At 63.4% G+C, this 516-nt stretch carries 1 protein-coding gene; it reads right to left on the reverse strand.

The window, feature by feature from the left end:
* The coding region (locus ACTJK9_RS29580) for an immunoglobulin-like domain-containing protein (RefSeq protein WP_440817864.1) at positions 1–516 on the reverse strand (516 nt) is incomplete at both ends.

Raw genomic sequence — 516 nt, forward strand, 5'->3', positions numbered from 1 at the left:
GATCGAACCACCTTCGGCCACGGTGCCGGTCGCGCTGAGCGACAGGTTGGTGGTGTCGACGGTGTCGGTCACGGTAGTGCTGACTGGCGTCTTGTCGGCCACCAGATTCTCGTAGTTACCGCCGCTCACGCCGGTGATCGCGTTGGTCAGCGGCGTGTGGCCGTTGAGCGCATCGTTAGGCGCCGTGGTGGTCACGGTGCCAGTGGTTTTACCCACCTCGATGGTGATGCTTTGGCCATTCGACAGGTTCACGGTCACTGGCGAGCCAGTCACAGGAGCGCCCACGGTGGCGGTGTAAGTGACAGTGCCGCCTTCAGCCGCCGACTCGGTGGCGGTGAGTTTCACCGTGGTGGTGTCGATGGTATCGGTGACCTGGGTCACGGCAGGAACAGTGCTCGGCACCAGGTTTTCGAAGTTGCCACCGGTGGCGGTCGAAATGGTCGCCTCGACTTTGCCGGCGTCTTTGTAGACGTCGTCCTTCGGCGCGTCGACGGTCACGGTGCCGGTGGTTTTGCC

It is taken from the genome of Pseudomonas sp. 22082 (assembly GCF_052046055.1).
Lineage (GTDB): Bacteria > Pseudomonadota > Gammaproteobacteria > Pseudomonadales > Pseudomonadaceae > Aquipseudomonas > Aquipseudomonas pharyngis.